This window comes from Photobacterium angustum (genome assembly GCF_003026365.1).
GTDB lineage: Bacteria > Pseudomonadota > Gammaproteobacteria > Enterobacterales > Vibrionaceae > Photobacterium > Photobacterium angustum.
Window position 1 is genome coordinate 67,580 of the sequence record NZ_PYOM01000007.1, and the last position, 19,133, is coordinate 86,712.

The 19,133-nt window shown below is 38.1% G+C and carries 4 protein-coding genes; all 4 read left to right on the top strand.

Annotated features, from left to right (window positions below; translation table 11 throughout):
• Positions 1-762: 762 nt before the first annotated feature.
• The 4 genes from CTN01_RS08850 (at position 763) to CTN01_RS08865 (ending at position 19,129) form a co-directional block, all read left to right on the top strand.
• Positions 763-8,226 carry a GEVED domain-containing protein gene (locus CTN01_RS08850; protein WP_428838911.1) on the top strand — a complete coding sequence of 2,488 codons (7,464 nt, stop codon included), beginning with the start codon at positions 763-765 and terminating at the stop codon, positions 8,224-8,226.
• Positions 8,227-8,468: 242 nt separating this feature from the next.
• Entirely contained in the window at positions 8,469-8,945 is a 477-nt protein-coding gene (locus CTN01_RS08855; RefSeq protein WP_045149091.1) for a hypothetical protein, read from the top strand.
• 80 nt (positions 8,946-9,025) lie between these two features.
• Positions 9,026-12,388: a beta strand repeat-containing protein gene (locus CTN01_RS08860; RefSeq protein ID WP_045149089.1), complete on the top strand. Its 3,363-nt coding sequence runs from the start codon at positions 9,026-9,028 to the stop codon at positions 12,386-12,388.
• 99 nt (positions 12,389-12,487) lie between these two features.
• Positions 12,488-19,129: a DUF11 domain-containing protein gene (locus tag CTN01_RS08865; RefSeq protein WP_045149088.1), complete on the top strand. Its 6,642-nt coding sequence runs from the start codon at positions 12,488-12,490 to the stop codon at positions 19,127-19,129.
• The last annotated feature ends 4 nt before the right edge of the window (positions 19,130-19,133 follow it).

A 19,133-nucleotide genomic window follows, 5' to 3' on the forward strand; every position in this document is an offset into this window, starting at 1 on the left:
GCAGAAGATGAATCTTCTCCAAATAGTTTAGCTAATTCAGATGACACGAGTTTAGGCTATCTCAATAATTGTACAACAAGTGATGAAAATGAAGGCAGTATTCGAATACGCAGACATAGTACTGGAACCACTCTTGTTTTGAATAACCCTGGGGTGTCTCAAACTCTATGGATAGGTGATACTTATACTTTTTATGTTGATGTACACTTTGAAAATACCGATACAGATAAACACTTAGAAGTTGGTATCGATTTTACAAAAACAGGTAATTTTACAACGGTACTCGTTGCTGACTTAGATAACGCTACAAGCCCACATGAGGTTTCTCAGGCATTCACTATTCCATTTTACTCACATAATATAGATACCCTTCAAACTTATATGAGAGTCCGTGTTTGCGACTCATCATGTACTTATACAACCGATTCACAGGGGCAGAAAGTTTTAACTTCAACGGGTGTGCAGCCTGCTGGAGAAATTGAAGATTATAAAATTAGTTTACGCTCACCATTTGATTTAGGTGATGCCCCATTTGATGCCAATGTTGCGCACTTTGCAGATGAGTCAAATGGACCTATGCACCATTTCAGATCCTCTATGTCAAGTGATTATTCTGAACCGGCTCTTACTTTAGGCTCTTGTTGGGACTCTGAGGAGTATATGACTGGTAATGCTAATGCTGATGTCGATGATAATTCTGCTGTGGTCGGTGGGGCGACAGGCATTTCTTTTGGTGGCTGTGGTAATGATGATGAAGATGGTGTGACATTACCAGCAACTTTTGTTGCGGGTGAGACAATTAATGTTTCTATTACTTACAGGCTAAATTTTTTTACTGCGAGCGAAGTTGATTGGGCGTTGTTTATTGATTGGGACAACAATAATGACTTCACTGGTGACTTAACTAACTACGGTACGATATCTCATTCACTAACAGAATCTGGGCAAGGAGCGATTAGAACTATTAATGTTGCTGTTTCAGTTCCAGAAACAGCAGTATTAGGTGAAACATATTTAAGGGTAAGAAATTGTTTAGGAGGTATTATTGGTGAGGAGTCCTATGATTGCCAAGTACCGAAAGGCAGAGCATTAAGTGGTGAGGTTGAAGATTATAAAATTTCAATTGAAGGACCTAAATTAGATTTTGGTGATGCTCCAGATACAAGTGCAGGCACTGGCACTGGAAATTATCAAACAACGAGTGGTAGTGGTGGTCCTTCACATAAAATTTCAGATACTGATGCAGATGGAGTGATTGATTTTCGTCTTGGTACCAATTGGGATGATGACAGCGGTAATCTGCAAAACGCTACAGCCACTGCAGATGATACTAATGGTACAGATGACGAAGATGGGATTTCAATTCAGCAAATATTAGCGGATAACTCTTCACCTGAAGTCACCAATATTTATGCGGGGGATGCGATTAAGCTAACATTTACTGCTGGTATAGACACTAACTCCGGTCACCCTGCCGCTGCTTATATTATGAAAACTTGGATTGATTGGGATCAAAGTGGGACATTTGACACTGACGAAGTCCTTTTTGCTGAACAAAGAGCGCTACCGGCAACAAGCGACACTTACAACAAATATTTTCTTAATTACAGAGTGCCACTTTACAATTCGACGGGTGATGTATTTATTCGTTCAAGAATATGTTCAACCGATTCATGTCCATCTGGTGGCAATTTAAATGCCACAGGTCACATTGATGATGGTGAAGTAGAAGATAAAAGGATGAACATCCAAAGTAGTGAATATGACTTTGGTGATGCTGTAGATACTAATACTTACATCAAAGCGCAGGGTGATTATGCCTCTATATGGACACAAGATGGCGACCCTATTCCTATGCATCGTAAAGCGGATAGTGATGGTGATGGTCAGGTTAACATCAAATTAGGAAGTATTTGGAATGCCGATAATGGTACAACAACTTCATTTACTGACAGCAGTGATGATGGATACGCAGGTCCTCTCTATTTACCAAGATGTACAAGACAAGATATAACGTTTACCGTCACCGCTGACAATGACTTTTTATCAACAGCATATATCAATGCATGGATAGATATTTATAGAGACGGTGAATTCGGTACTGAAGATATCTTCTTCCGTCATACAGAAGACTTCTCTTCTGGATCAAGAGTGAGAGAAGTTACTTTAACTGATCAATTAATCGTATGTGTTGCAAGTTTAGGATCAAGCTATTTACGTTTTAGGGTTTGCTCTGTTGAAGATGAGTGTAAACATCCAGAAGGCAATATTACGCCTAGTCACCTTGTTGCCACAGACGGAGAGGTGGAAGATTATCCTATTACTATTGGTGAGCAACTAACTGTTTCTGGTGAAGTTTATAGAGATCTAAATTCCGACCAATCACCTAGTGGTGGCGCAGAGTCGGGTATCAGTAATGTATTGATTACTTTACATGATAAAACTAATAATACGTGTCAATATGAATCAACCGATGCCAATGGGCTTTACAGTTTCGATATTACATTCGGTAATGATTATGATGTGTATGAAACCTCATCCAGTACTACGTCAGCCTGTCCTCCTTCTCCTGCTAGCGAGATAGGAGACAGTAGCGGCTTTATTTCAACCTCGCCGAACAAAGTTGAATTAGGTAGTGTTACCTCAGATCAAGTGATTAATTTTGGCGACATATTGTTAGGCAGTGCTTTTTCAACTTGTCCTTCAGTGGCATTTGTTAACCCATATCGTTTCTCTTCAGGTGCAAATAGCTATTTTGCGAAATTGTCCCCCGTTACTGCATCTGTAACGGCAACAAGTTCAAGTAATAATGATTACGATGCGTTTGGCTTTAGTGTTCAACAGAACAGAATATTTGGTATAGATATAGCGACTCAACGCGTAGTTGCGGTTGATTCGGCTGGTTATAAAATATTCAGCGTGAATGTTGGGTTGGATTCTGCAAGGGATTACGTAGCAGGTGATATTAGTGATGATGATATTTTGGTTGTAATCGATGATCAGTCAAATGTTCGCTTCATTAATGTTGATTCAAAAAGTGCTAATTATTTGTCAGTGGTAGGGACCACTAGTTTATCGAGTGCGATCAATTTCCAAGATATCGCATTTCATCCAACCAATAGTAACGTTGCCTTTGCTGTGGGTAATAATAACGATGTTTACCGTTTAACCTTTAATTTCTCTAATTATACGGTTACATCGTCGTTAATTACTTCAAATACCCCAAGTAATGTCACAGGCCTCTTCTTTGATGCACAGGGCGTACTTTATATGTATGACCACAATAATGAAGAAATCTGGCGTTTTCCTGTTTCAAGCTCTTCTGCAACGTCGATTACAGGATACTTAGTTAAAGATAATATCGCGGCATTAAATCCTAATATAGGTAGTGATGCTGCAATGTGCCGTAATGCTCAATTCTTAACTGACTTTGCTGATGCACCAGATAGTTACGCCACATTATTCGCCTCTGGTGGGCCAATGCATGACGTAACAAATGGTGGTTTACCGCAAATTGGTAGTGGAAGTTCAGACCATGAAACTGAAGCTGCTGCATCGACGAGTGCAGACGGTGATGATAATGCTGGCTCAGATGATGAGCATGCGTTAACAAAGCCAATATTTTATGGGTATCTTGATTCTTCTAGTGCTGATAGTTCATTGAACTCATTGGCCTTTAATATCCCCGTTACGCCTGCTTCTTCTTCTGGCCATATCTATGCTTGGATCGATTTTGATGGTGATGGTACCTTCTCTGACGAAACCCTATCTACCTCAACTATTTCAACATCAGCAAGTTCAGTGCAATTAACGCTCCCTGTTCCTGCACATGTTCAGCCTGTTGATAGTTTCATCCGTTTAAGAACCTGTGTGACCAGCTCAGACTGTAACACGCCAACAGGTTTATCTGCTTCAGGTGAGGTTGAAGATCATGCCATTTCTTTGATGCCTACTGGAGATATTGAAGTAGAGTTAGCACTCGATCCTGGTCAAACTGTCACTAATGGTATTCCTTTTAATCTTGTCGTATCTGTCAGAAACCACAGTTCATTTATTGTGCGTGATGTCATCTTACAAATGACAATTCCTGATGATTATATTTTCATAAAAGCTTATCAAGGTGATGGCCAAACTGAATTGGCGCCAGGTATTTATGATGAATCAACTAAACAATTAAATCTCGGTAATGTTGGTGTCGGTTTTGATGACTATGCGACATTAAGGTTTATTACGAAAACAACATCGCCAGCTCCTCTTGTGGGTGAGGTGCTTTCTGCGAAATTACAAGATACTGTCTCTTCAAATGATAGCGACACAGAAACTCCAACAGTAGTTACAACAGTACAGCCTAGTATATGTGTAGCACCCATGGTTGAAGAAAGAGGGGATGCCAAACTCGATGCGGCAACTAACGAGTACATTATTACTGAAGAAACAACAAGTCAGCGTGGTTATCTGTGGAGTTATGACCTCATTGATCTTGGTGTTCCGCAATATTTTGAATTAGCGGTTTATCTGGGAGACAGATCATGTAACAGCGGCTGTAATGCTGGTACTGGAACAATAGAAGCCGGTGCCGATGGCATGACTTTTATCATGACAACGGATTCCCGTGGTTTCAACGCCGTCGGTTCATGGGGGGGATTACTAGGTGTTGGCCCTGGAGGCGATGGTCCAATAAGTCCATCGGTTATTTTTGAATTTGATACTTATGATAATGCAGGTAATGGCTACAATGACGATCTGAGTACTGCTGGCGGCACGCCAAATTATATTGATCATACCGCGGTTTATCTAAATGGTGATTTAAGTTCGGGTAATGATGCTATTACATTGATGGATCCTGTTGCGGTTGGTGGCCCTACTGCGGATGGAGCACTGACCGGTGAACTAGAAGATGGCAGATACCACATCACACAGTTTTATTGGGAGCCTGCAACGAATAACTTCCGGTATTATTTAGATGGTGTTGAGATAGGAAACGTTACTTTTGATTTTGTCAGTCACTTTAATAATCAAGATAAAGTGCGATTCGGATTCTCTGGTAGTACGGGAGCGGCATGGAACCTACAAAAAGCATGCTTTACTAAAGCTCCCGTTGTGTTGGGCCCTGATCTTGGTGACGCTCCGGATATTTCTGCATCAACAGGAGTCGGTGATTATACAACGACTTATTCAAATAATGGCGCTGCACATGTTCAGTCTGATGATGACGATAATGGAGAAATTGATTTACGATTAGGGGCTCAATGGGATACAGATTTAGGTAGTTATCAAAATCCTATAGCACTTGCTGATGATGCTACCAATTTGGATGATGAGGACGGCGTCACCTTCTCTGTCTCTGAAATTGATGGCGTACCTTTTGCCGCAGCTGGTGAAGTCATTAATGTGGCTGTCACTGTCAATGCCGATACTGTAGCGCAAGCAAATCCTATCCACCTATATGGTTGGTTTGACTTTAATCGTGATGGTGATTGGGATGATTCTGGCGAGAAAGTTATAAGCAGTACTAATGCTAATAATGGAATAAATAACTTTAGTGTCTCAGTTCCTAGCAACGTTACGTATGGGTATTCCTTCTTTAGGATTCGAGTCTGTGACTCAAGTGCGTGTGACCGAATTGACAGTACTGTGGATATTGGCGAAGTAGAGGACTATAGATTCCTGTTTTATGCCTTATCAAGTAACAGCACCTGTGATACTGCACTTCAAACACGTTTTGTTAGCTCAAATTACATATTTGAGCGACTCAACTTGGCTAATAATCCTTTAGATACAACAGCAATAGAATCACCATTAACTGTTATTAATCAGTCAAATATTTCTGGGCTTAATGCCATAGGTTTTGATACAAGCAATGGCTACATTTACGGCGTGTTTGAGAATACGACTACGCAAGAGTTGCATCTTTTTGTTACCGATCGCTCGGCTACAAATGTCGTTGATTTAGGTTATGTTTACGGTGATAGTAATATTGATATTAAGCTATCTGATGGCAACTCTGTTGCTATTTCTAAAGGGAATCCTTTCAGTACAGCTGCTCTTGCTAGCCCTACTGCCGGTGCGATGTCTTCTGATAACCAATACTTATATGTATGGAACCCTGCATGGCACTCGATAATAAGGATCGATGTTGCAACGCAAGAGATGTCAGTTATTGATTTCAACTTCACGGGAGGTATTACGGGGATCTCTGCTGGTGATGATATTGCGGTTGATAGTATTCGTCATCATATTTATGCCGTAGATATTGTGGCTGGGTATTTATATCAAATAACAACATCTGGAGATGTAAGCAGAACCTCATTACAGTTCAATGGATTGGCGTCACCTACTGTGGATGGAAGTGGTAATTTACAAACACAAGCGTTGGTGATGGATAATATGACCAATTTGTATGTATTTACCAATGGTGGTAATCATGATACGAATAATGATAATACAATAGATAGTTCAGATATATCAGCTGTTTATAGAATTAATGTGCCTACCGCTGCTGTGACATTCCAAAAAGTATTGAATACCAGTTCCCAAGTGAATTCTGATGTTGCAGGGTGTTATCAGTCAAAAGATTTCAGTGATGGAGATAGTCAATACCCAACGGCATCTCACTTATACGTTGATAACATAAATAATACAGACAACTCAAATGTGCCTGATGGCATTGGAGACTTCTTATTGGGGACGAATATCGATCCCGAGTTTGAAGCGAAAGTCAGTGCTCAGGCAACGGGGGATAATGATCATGCATTGAATGATGAAGAGCTTTCTATTCCTTCACCAATTATTGTCGAAACACCAACTAACATTGACGTTCCTCTTGTCGGAGCTGGATATGTGAATGTTTGGGTTGACTTAAATCGTGATTATGACTTTGACGATGCAAATGAGCATATTGTTAACGATAGTTATTTTAACGCTGGTGCCAATTCTGTTTCTATTGATCTTGATGCCGCGAGTGCGAATGGGTATAGCGGTGAAACGACGATGCGAATTAGGTTCTGCTCTGCACCATCAAATTGCAACACGCCGACGGGAGAGGCGAATGATGGAGAAGTAGAAGATCACGTATTTGAATTACTTAATCGTATAGTATTAAGTGGATTCATATTTGATGATAATGGTGTTTCAAGTGGTACGGCCCATGACGGTATTAAAGATAGTGGTGAAAGTGGTCTCAGTGATTTTGATGTAACAGTAACGTTTAATGACAGTGGAGTTGCAGGCATTACTACTGGTGACATCATATCAACCAAAACGACTCGCGGAGATGGATATTACCGTTTTGTATTGGGTGTAGATTATTCAGGTAAGAATTTAATTTTAAATGTGGTGCCTCAATCAAGATGGATTGCGGTGAGTGAAGCCAATATTACAGGAGTAAGTCAAGTCACTAGTACAAGTAATCAAGATGGACAAATGTCAGTGAATGCTTTTGCGGGTGATGATGTAACAGGGCTAAATTTTGGTAAAGTCGCAATGCCATCGTTGACTGAAAATCTATTTAAAGAGACTGAACCAAACAAAGCCGTTTTATTCCCTCATCGTTTTAAATTAGCAACATCTGCGAATGTTACATTTACCATTGAGAAAGACAGTAGATACACAGACTCTAGTGGTTGGAGTATTACTCTTTATTACGATACAAATTGTGATGGAAATATAAATAATGTCGATAATAAAGTTATTTTAAATTCAGCAATACTTTATACAGGTTTGACTGATATATGTTTAATTAGTCGTGTATTTGTTCCTGCTAATGCTTATTTTAATACTCAATATGCATATAAAATAAATGCAAGCGTTGAATTAACAGGTGTTTCTCCTCAATTAACTAAACAAGTTGTGGTAGAAGATACGACTAAAATAACGTATGCAGGTTCTGGTCAGTTAAGTTTATCTTTAACAGTTAATAATATTTCTAAAGATAACTCACCATTATTAACGAATAATGGAGAACCTGGCGATATTCTTGAATATGAGATAACTTATAGAAATAGCGGCACAGGCCCAATAAGAGATATCGTAATTTATGAGAATACACCACCATTTACGAAACTCTCAGAACCCGTAAATTGTTCTTCTTCTGTATTAAGTTGTGTCGTGAATACAACACATGGCACTAATACTGTTGGATATAAAGGTGAAATTCAGTGGACACTTACAGGTGACTTATTGCCAGGGCAAATAGGTACATTAAAATATAAAGTTTCTATTGAATAATAATATTGTTTTTCTTAAGAATGGTATTAATAAATTCAGTTTATCTAATATTATTTATATATAGCTATTAATTTTTTTCAGGAGGCAATTATATATATAAAAATGATTTAATTATTCTCAATATGCGTCGCCATTATATTAATTTTAATTTAATCTACTGAAAAATAATGATTTATTTATTGGCATGCGATTAGCATGATGCTTTTCTGACATTGTGTCTTTTATATTTAAATGGAGTAAGTATGAAAAACTTAATATTAATTTTTTTACTTAATTTAGCACTTGCGTTTTCTGCTTCTGCTAATCAACCGCTAACAAGTCAAATGAATGCCTATTTAATCGAAGTTGATAAAAATGGCAAAGAATTATTAAAGCCTGCTGATGAAGTTTCACCTAAAGATACAGTTGAATATCAACTGGTTTATAAAAATCATAGTGATCAATCATTATCTGGTTTAGTTATTACCGGCCCAATCCCTGAAAATACTCAATATGTAGGTAATACCGGTAAAACAATTATTGAATCTAAATTCTTGGTCAGTATTGATGGTGGTAGCACTTTCGAAACTGAGCCCGTTAAACGCGAAATAATGAAAGATGGTAAAAAAGTGGAGGTCATTATACCACCAGAGAAATATACCGATGTACGTTGGATCCCTGAAGGTCCAATTAAAGCATCAGAGCAACAGATATACACCTATCGTATCGAGGTTAAATAATCAAAGTTGAGGCCCGTGCGGATGCAAGGGATTAGCTAAGTAATACGAAGATCAATTAACACCTAGAAGGTAAATACTACATGAATACGCAACTAAAACCCATAATGAAGTGGTTTGCTGCGGGTTTAATATCAGTAGGTGCAGGTGCTTTGTCTAGTCAAGCCCTTGCAGCCACAGCAGCCGGAACTGATATTAAAAACTTAGCAACCGTAACGTATGAAGATGCGGCTGGTAATACATACAGAGCTTCTTCGAACGAATCAGTTGTGACTGTACAACAAATCTACAGTGCAACCATCGAATCAGATAACGATGTATCTGCTGCTCCTGGTTCAACCATTTACATCCCTCACGTGGTAACCAACACCGGTAATGGTCAAGATGTTTATACATTGACCTTTGCTGATGGTTTACCTGCAGGGGATGGTCGTACCGACACTATAGATTCAGTAACATTGAAACTGTTTGATGATGCTAACACAAATGGTACGCCAGATGCCGGTGAAACAGAATTCACAAGCGGCGACACCATTACATTATTAGCTGGTCAAACAATGAACTTGATCGTTGGCGTGGGTGTGCCTGCAACAGCGAATCTGAGTGATACCTTAGGGGTTACCTTAACAGCTGAAGCGCATAATTATGGTGGTGTGGTTAATACCCCAATTACAGGTTCTGTAACTGATGTAGGTACAAACAATGACTCTACTAACGGTACTAACGCCGATGTAATTACAGTAACTAACAATGCTGTAATTGATATCAATAAGTCATCTACTCACTTAACGGGCCTAGGTTATACGGAAAGTTCATTTGGCTTAGATCTGGATAATAATGTAGCCACTGACCATCCAGTAGAATTGATCGAGTATGTTGTAACGGTGGCGAACAATGGTAATACAAACGCTGATAATGTGACTATTTTTGATGGTCAGCCAGCTAATACTGCCATTATTCAAGGTCAAGCTACATTGACACAATATAACCCTAGATCAGACGGTCTCTTGGCTACATATGGTGACACAACAACCACTTATGCTGCAAATATTGTTGACGAGACAAGTCATGGCGTTGATTTAGACCAAGATGGTTCAACAGAAGCAAGTGGTGAGAACCTCATTGCAGGTGGTACCGATTTCAACTCTGATGGCGATGCTCTGGATGATAATATTGCAGGTCTATATGCTGTCGATGCTGAATTACCATCTTTCACCTCTGTATCAATGACCTTCTATGTTGCTTATTCACCAGCTGTTGTTGATGGTGATGTGGTAATCCGAAACAGTGCATTTGCCTGTTCAGATTTAAACGGCGATGGTGATACAACAGACGCCGGTGAGTGTGCTGATCCAACAGGTCCTCCACCAAGTACTTCAAACCCAACAGAAGTCGTTACAGAAACAACCACAGGTGTTGATGTGTCCGATACGGGTACAACGAGTACAAGTGGTTTAGGTGGTGATGACGACAGTACTTCTGATGATACTCAAACTATCACTACAGCACCTACTGGTAGCGAGTTCTTCCTTTATAACAAAGTGGCGAACAACGGTAACAAAATTGATATGTTTGATGTTACCACACCGGCACCAGGTAGTGCGGGCAATACTTTCCCTGCAGGCACAACCTTTAGTTATTGGAACTCAACAGGTACTGCTCAGTTAGTAGATAATAACAGCAATAGTATTCCTGATACTGGACCTGTTCCTTCAGCAACGTGTTTAAATTCAGGTTTACCTGCAGATGCTGCAAGAACTGAAGATGGAATTGCGTTGAACTGTAATGAAATGCTAATACGTGTTGTTGTTCGTTTACCACCAGATGCTCATAATGCAGTGGCGCCATTTAATGCAACAACAACTATTACTTCTACCAATGATCCAACAATTTCATCATCGAAAACTGAAAGTTTGACTGCGGTATCACCACCAACGGTGGATGTGGCAAACCAACAAATTACGCCAGATCCTGCAACCAACGTGGATCCTGTCGATGTAACAGATAGTACATTAGATCCTGCTGATGTCGCTGGTATATTTAATGATGTAGAACTTGGTCAAACGTATACAACGACAATATATATTGCGAACGAAGGCGGCAGTCCAGATTCATTCACGCTAACCACTGGTGGTAGTTATGACACCGGTAGTACAGCTTGGCTTGCGGACATGCCAACAAACTGGACTATCGTGTTTAAAGATGCAGGTATCGATACAAATTCAGATGGTACTGTAGATGTTGCTGGTACTAATACTGTCATTACGACTACACCTCCTATTCCTGCTAATGGTACACAACTATTAACAGCAGAAATAACCGTTCCATTGGATCCAATCTATGCTCGTGCGCAAGCGAATGATTCCGTGGCGCCATTTGATACTGGTGAGCAAGCAAGTGCAATAGATGCAAACAGTGATGGCGATAATGATTATATTATCTTTATCCAAGTAACCTCAGCGGGTTCTGGCGCGACAGATATTAAAGTAGAAGCATTTGATGTTCGTACGATTGCGAGTATTGATTACACACCTACTACGCTGTCAAACCAAATTGAAGCTGGTGGTGGTATTGCGTATGAACACTTCCTATCCAATACTGGTAATACAAGGGAGTACATCACTCTAGATTCAGCAAACGATAAAGCAGGAGATGGCTTTGATAATACGTTAACTATTTTAGATAACACTACGGGCCTACCTGTTGAGATTGGTAACTTGTGTGATGCAGGTGATAGAACCATTAATGTTGTTCCAATGGATGGTGGTACTCCAATCACTGTTGAAGTGCAATGTGACGCAAGTGATGGTACTGATTTACAGCCAAATATCCAGTTAGAACCGGGTGAAAGTATTCCTTTATTGAATACTGTATTTGCTCCAACTAACGCCACTGCGGGTACTGTGAATAAGACAACACTAACTGCTGTCGTTGTTTCAGCTCCTACTATTACAGCGCAGGCTGAAGATAACTCAGAAGTTATCGCAGGTCAGCTACGTCTGTACAAATATGTAGATCTTGACGCAAATTGTGACTCGAATCCAGATAGCGATGGTGGTTTCCAACAAAGACATTCTACGCTCGTTGAGCCTGGTCAATGTATTATTTGGAAGCTTGTTGCAGTGAATGAAGGTACAGACAATGCACTTAATGTAGTTGTAACTGACGAGTTAACCGAATATACCACGTTCCTAGATATAAACGCTGGTGCAAATATTGGTGAACTTAAGTCATGTCGTAACTCAATTACTGCTCCTGTGTTATTTGGTGCTGCTACATATTCACTAACGTCAGATAACCTAGGTCCTCTATGTAATCCTGATGCTACTAGTCATACCGCTGGCTCTGTAACTCAAGCTGTGACAGGTTCTGGTGTTTCTTACACCATTGGTACTCTTGCACCTGGTGATAAGATTATCAGTCACTTCTCAGTAACTGTTGATTAAATCACATTAATAAAGTCCTCCCTACGGTTGTAGGGGGGCTTATTAAGCGTATTGCTAATTCGTTTAATAAGCCCTTTTCTTTTTCCCCTGGAGATCGCAATGGCATCCTATTATGTGGTAACTATTTTTAAGTTATTAGTTATCTTCATTCTATGTTGCAATAGTTTCTATGTCGCTGCTCTTACTCCTGCAGGGACAAGAATCACGCATCAATCGCAGATAACATATTTTGATCCAGAATCTGGAACAAATATTTCGGTTATTTCTAATATTGCGACAATTACTGTTGCACGTGTTTATGATTTTGAACTAATTACTGATTTTAGTGATGTTGAAGATGAAAATAACCAAAGATTAGCAGCAGCAGGTACAACGATTAATATACCTATTACAATTAGAAATACCAGTAATACAAAAGATAGTTATAAAGTTAATGTAATTAATTTTCCAGGAGATAATGGTGATATATATTCGTTTAATTCTGGTGATATAAAAATTTATAATGATTTTGATGGAAATGGGATTCTTGATGCTGGTGAGGATGAATTAAAAAAAGACAGTGATGGAAATTATACAACGCCTATTCTTGGTGTTGATGAAATAACAGCATTACTTTACGTAATATCGATTCCAAGTCATGCTGTTGAAGGCGATTTTTATAACTTAAGCGCTGATATTGTTTCACTTGGGAATAATAATAAATCAGAAATTAGTAATATAAAGGTTGTTGTTGTAGATGGCTCAGTAATTAATCTTACTATTCATAATAATCCTATTTGTTCTCAGCATGTTGGCCCACTTGGCGACATGGAATATATTGTCCACTATAATAGCATTGGTAATAAATTACCTGATGTATCCCCTGATGGTTATCTCGTTTTTACTAAAAATGCAGCGGGTCAATTACTTTCATCTTATGTGACCGGTGTATTGATTACGGTAACACTCCCTGCCAATGTGCGGTTAAAACAAGATAAACTTAATGATGACGGGACTCCACTTAGAGATCATGCGCCTATTAATTTTACTATGCCTAATTCAAACGGCGTATTTAATGGAGGGCTCGTCGTTGTTGGAATTAATAACTCGTTCTTATTAGAACAAGAAAATGAAACCTTAGACTGGCACGATTACGGTACTTGGGATGGCGATGGTAATGTAGAAAAGATAGGTTTTCTTGTATCTCCTGATCACCTAAAACCAGGGCAATCTGGACACTTTAGCTACTATCTAGAAGCGAATACTATTTTACCACGCGGTGATTTGAGTCCTCTTCAAGTTTACTCTAGAGCGGAAGCTGAGATCTCTGACTCTGAAAACACGGTAACTAAAAGTAGTAAAGTTTGTAATACCTTGTTTGATGATATCTCTACGTTTGCGGTTGACCCTAATAATAATCAAGTAATTAGATTTCAATTATTTAATCCTGAATTATTTGCAGCAAGTCAAAATGTTTTAGTAAGGCATTCTGATGATGACCACTATATTGATAACGATTTTTATTTTGTTAAAGAAACAGAAGAATTTGATGTAAAGCTTGATGCAATTAGCGCGCGTATTGAATTAGTAGAAGCCAATATGCATCGTTCAGTTATCGATATTATTGGCCCAGAAAGTTCTCATTACCCAATCATGGTAAGAACTGAAAAAGGTAAAGACGCATTTCATTGGATGTTTGCTGAAACTGGGGCGAATACAGGTATATTTAGGAGTATTATACCGCTCCATGCATCTTTGATTGATGAAGATTTTCTTCGTGTTAAACAAGATCACTGTTTGGATGATACCAGTAGCAATCTTGTTCCTTCTGGGACTGGCGCAGGTTTTTCGGCGCTCTCAGACTTAGTTACAGGAATAACAGCACTGGTTAATTTTAACGCAGAGTTTCTAAACGGAACTACGGCTGAAAATTGTGAAATTAAGTCAGAAACGGATGATGTGCTTTATTTAGATGTTATGCGTCGTGGCTCTGCAAAAATTATTCTGGATACCACTGCCAAGATAAGTCCAGAGTTCACTGTGTTTGATACAACGACATTTAGACCTGTAGAAAATGTAGATGTACATTTTTATCAAACTACAAATGGTTCCGCCCCTAATGCTAAAGTAAGAGGGCCTAATGTTGACAATTATAAGGCTCCTATTGCGTCAGTGAAGACGAACGAAAATGGTATTGCATTATATCCTAAATTAATTAAATCTGATGATGAAGATTACTTTATTTCTGTTGATCCTCCAACAGGGTTTGCGTGGCCTTCAAATTATACAGATGTTAATACATTTAATACTTTTAATGTTAAGCCTGAATCTTATGGTCCCTTTGGTAATGAAGATATTGCTGATTCTGGCACCTTTGCTATTAGAGGTAGAACATTAGTGAATCAATTCGATATTCCTATTGATCCAGGAGTTGTCGATAGAAAATTAACATTAAGTAAAACGGCGGATAAAAAAACAGCTGAAGTTGGTAGCTTTGTTAAATATACAATAACAGTAAATAACACCTTGCCAGATGGATCTCTTTATAATGCTAAAATTATTGATAAGATTCCGTATGGATTTAAATATATAGAAGGTAGTGCTCGTCTAAATGAGGTAAAGATAGATGATCCAATAACGAATGAAAATAAAGATACTTATACATTTTCTATTGGAGAACTAAAAGGGATAAACTTTGAGCCTGCCTATGGTGTATATACGCTTGATTATGTCTTACAGTTATCTGCGGGGGCGATTGATTCTGATGGAATTAATTACGCCTATGCCGCAGCCACTACGATGGCTGGTAAAGACCTAATCACATCAAATGTCGATAATTATCAGATCAAACCCTCTCAAACTGGCGTGATGTCCGACAATGGTATTATTTTTGGTCGTGTATTTATTAATGCCAAATGTAATAAGTTAATGAAAAGTGATATCTGGCCGATTGGTGGGGTGAAAATATATTTAGAAACTGGTGATTATGTTATTACAGATGAAAATGGTCAGTATTCAATGTTTGGTATTGAGCCTGGAAATCACGTACTGAAAGTTGATAGAGAAACATTACCAGATGGTATTGAACTATCTGTAAATGGAAGTAGAAATGCAGGAGTACCATTTTCTCAATTTATTGATCTCAGGGGGGGGGAAATGCACAAGGCTGATTTTGTTACCCCATGCCCAACAGATAATCAAAAAGAAATTTATGAGGAACTAAAAAAACGAAATGAAAACATCAATGGTGACTGGTTATTCGAAGAACAAGTAAAAAGTAATGGTAATAATAAGACAAATTCAAAAAAAGTGAACACCTCAGATCTAGTATCCGGTGTTGTTAGTGGCCCTAAAAATAAGGGCGATAATAAAACAAAAAGTGTATCAAAGTTATCGTCATTTAAAGGCTATGCTTTGCAAACATTTGAAGGAAATCAGATAGAAGCTGAAAATTTTATCAGTAAATTGCCACGTAATATTAAAAAGAAGGCATATATTTATCCTATCTCTGAGAATATCGTTGGAGTAAGAATTGGTTTTAGTCACAAGCAAGATAGTTTAACTAATTTACGACAAAAGTTGATTGAAAATAATATTGAGAATAAACCAAAAGAAACAATATATGACCGTATTTTAGATGATGATAAATTAACTATTGATAATGTTATAGAGGATAAGGTTCCGCTACCTCAGGAAGAGGTAAAAACGATTACTCAGTCTGAAGCAAAACAAGGTACATGGTACTGGCCAAAAGGCGAATACAGTTATGATGGTCGTTTTATTGTCGTTATTAGAGGTGATGTTAACCCTAGCTTATATATTAATGGTGAGCTAGTTGATGATACCCAACTTGGTGAACGTATTATCAATAAAAAGGAAAGGGCTCAAATATTAGCTTGGTATGGGGTGGAACTTAATGATGGTATAAACCTTGCTCAAATAAAAACAATGGATAGTTTTGGTAATGAAAGAATATTGTTAGAAAAAGAATTTCGTCATCCTAAATCAGCGAAAAATATAGAATTAATCTTAGACGATAAATCATTACAAGCTGATGGTGGACGATCTGCAATACCAATAACACTAAAATTAACTGATGAGTTTGGAAATTTAGCGCGTGGTATTTACTTTGTAACACTGAATAATGATATGGGATTACCTTGGTTAGAACCAGATATTCAAGAATCTATTAATGGTTATCAGGTTCGAGTAATTAATGGGATAAAAACAATCCATCTGCGTAGTGGTAACGAATCAGGAAAAATCAAAGTTAAAGCTGAACTAAATGCGCTTGAAGATATTGTAGATATTTATCAGGTTGCAGCAAATCGACCTTTATTTGTTAACGGTATCGTTAGTTACACTGGTAAATATGGTAAATTTTCAGGGTTAGTACCGTCTGCACAAAAAGAGGGTTTTGAAAATAACAAATATTCTGACGATGAAAGAGCCGCTATTTTCATGAAAGGTAATATTAAAGGAGATTTACACTTAACATTAAGCTATGACTCGACAAAAGAAGATGAGGCATTACAAAGAGAAATCTCACCTGATAGTTACTATCCTGCTCCCGGTGACGCAAGTATCAGGGGGTATGATGCGAGAAGTAATTCTAAATTATTCGTTAAACTTGAAAGGGATCGCAGTTATGCAATGTGGGGTGATTTCAGTACATCCGACGGTGTATATGAATATGATTTAGCAAGAACAAGTCAAATCCTTAATGGTTTTAGTGGTGCGTTTGATAAAGGTTCTGTTCGCCTCCAATTATATGGCTCACAGGCAGAAGATTTACACAAGGTAGAGGAAGTACCTGGTAATGGTACTGCGATGGATTATACGTTGACTGATGGTAGGTTAGTCCGTCACTCAGACATTGTCTCTCTTATTACTTATAGTAGAGAGAACCCAGGCCTTATAATAAATGAGACATCTCTCAAACGTTATTTTGATTATACAATTGATTATTTTACAGGTGCTATCAGGTTTAATCGTGTCATCCCAATGTTTGATGAGGATTTTAATCCAGTTAAAATTCGTATTGCTTATGATTTAGATGGTGATGGGAAGAAGTATGAAGTAGTGGGTACGCGAGGCTTTTATAAGTTTAATTCATATTTTGACTCGGGTTTTAGTTATGAATTTAACAGCAGTGACGCTACGGGTTATCACTTAGGTGGTATTTGGGCAAATTATAATATAAATAATAAAACAGAGATTAAAGCATCCGTCGCATCCTTATCGCACGATAGACTTTCTGAAGATGAAATGCTTGGTGCGACATCATCAATCGATGAAACTAAAAAAGTGTCCAATGCAATGGCTTATAAATTAAAACTAAAACGCGATTGGAACCCAGGAAGTTTCTCGGAATTAGAATACTCATATGCAGATGATGATTTTTCTAATTCTGCAGCACCAGTAGTAGCTGGAAGACAGGAGTTTAAATTACGACATAGACAAAAATTATCCGGTTTAATGAATTTAAATATTAATGCTAGTCATTCAGAAAAATTATTAACTAAAGATCATCAACAGTCTGTAGCAGTAAATATTGATTCAAAAATACTGGGTTCCAAATGGACAACGACATTAGGTAGCCGTTATATAAAAAATAAAACAGAAGATCAAACTGAAAGTTATACAACGGCTATTTTAGGATTAGGTCGAACATTTAATTTATTTAATAAGCCGGGTCGTATCGATTCTGAATACGAACGAAGCTTTGGTCATAAGAGTAAACAGCGTTTTAATATAAAAGCAGATTGGCAGTTACACAAACAGGCCAGCGTTTATAGTCAATATGAATACATTGATTCACTTACGGGTATTAATAATCTAGGTAGTGGGACAACAAGTCAGTTAACTACTGGTATTGATATAGACTGGCAGCATGGAGGCAGTACATTTAATGAGTTTAGACAACGTGGTGTTAGCGACGGAAAAATGATGGAACTTGCTAACGGTTACCGCGGTCAGTTTGAAGTTGTTCCAGGTATCAGCGTTGATCCATCAGTTGAGTATGTAGAGGTTTTAAAAGGAGATAAAGAGTCAGGCTTTGCCGTTTCTTTGGGTATGGCCGATATACGTAACCCTAACTTTAAAACAACGGGGAGAATGGAATTTAGGCGTGGCGATCAGGAAAACTATTATGGTTTCCTTGGTGCATGGATCACACGCTTAAACCAAGATTGGAGTGGTTTAGTTAGGGAAGAGTATCGATACGTAGATAAAAAAGAGGCAAAGAACACTTGGGATAACCATTTAAGTATCGCTGCTGCTTATAGACCAAGATTAAAGAATAATTATCACCTTCTAACATCCTACGAATGGAAAGTTGAAGATAATGAAAACAAAAGAGAAGCCCATATATTTTCTACTCATCAAAATCTTGAGTGGTCAAATGATTGGATATTATCTGGTAGATTGGGAATTAAACTAGAAGATTTCTCATATTACGATGATTATTACAATTCCGTATCCACCATACTTGATGCAAGATTAATTTATAACTTTGATACACGTTGGGATTTTGATGTTCATGGCGGAATATTAGGTACTGACTGGTTTGATAGTCGACGTTATTCAGTTGGTATCGGGACAAACTATATAATTTATAGAAATATTCGTCTTGGCGTTGGATATAATTTTATGGGATTTGCTGATAGTGACTTAGACCCTCAAGGTTATAACTTAGATGGATTTTATTTCGACATTATGTTTGCTCTTGATGAGAACATGTTTGGCTGGCTAAGTGAATAATGAG